The sequence below is a fragment of the Roseovarius sp. 10 genome (assembly GCF_033100315.1).
In the GTDB taxonomy this organism is placed as follows: Bacteria; Pseudomonadota; Alphaproteobacteria; order Rhodobacterales; family Rhodobacteraceae; genus M30B80.
This window is the reverse complement of sequence record NZ_JAWLVH010000017.1, coordinates 1-767: the sequence shown is the minus strand read 5'-3', so window position 1 is coordinate 767 and position 767 is coordinate 1. Positions and strand designations below refer to the sequence as shown.

The 767-nt window shown below is 49.7% G+C and carries 1 protein-coding gene; it reads left to right on the top strand.

Annotation, left to right across the window (positions count from 1 at the left end):
- On the top strand, positions 1-181 hold a 181-nt coding region (locus tag RYZ18_RS14180; protein ID WP_317657520.1), incomplete at its 5' end, for a hypothetical protein.
- Between the last annotated feature and the right edge of the window lie 586 nt (positions 182-767).

Genomic DNA, 767 nt, shown 5'->3' with positions numbered 1-767 from the left:
GTCAGAAGTGCGGGCGCGCGTCATATTCGACCCCCCTCGACATCATCCTTATCACCTGAAGGCACACGCGGTCGCTTTTGGCAACGGATCGCGCGTGTCTCATCAGTGCGCCATCGCAATTGAAGGCGCTAAGCGCATCGATTTACGAGGTTATCCCGGCTCCAAAATTCGTCAAACTTAATGTTGGCGTAACATAAAAAGATTCCGCTCAATGCGGCCCTAATTTTTCTCCACCTCCGTAGAAAATCGTCACTCCGATCCTGCATATTTGACACTGTCGAAAGCGTTTAGAAAATTGGCCATACGCAAGTGCATCTTGCTTTTGTCGCACTCACCTTTATGAGGCGCTTGCGATATGGCCCGAAAAATGCTGCGCAACGCACGAATGGCCGGTTCGGTTAAGCCGCACCCCGGCGCAAATCACTGACTCGAGTGTCGGCTGTGGGCCGAAAAGCGATCATCTTTAGCCGCGCCGCTGAAGTTTCATGTCAACGCCATGTCAACGAGCGTACGTCATTTTTTGAGTGTGAGGCACTGCGGATGTGGGCCAATGTCAGCGAGTTTCAGGGCTGAAAATTTGTGAATTCAAAGGCTTGTCGTCTATGTCGTTGAAATTATTAAGCTATTGGAATCATTTGATAATAGGCTCATAACCTGAAGGCCGCAGGTTCAAATCCTGCCCCCGCAACCACTTTCATCGAACTAATAAAACAAGGCTCATCCGTAACAGGGTGGGCCTGTTTTTTGTCAGATAGTGCGACATTGAA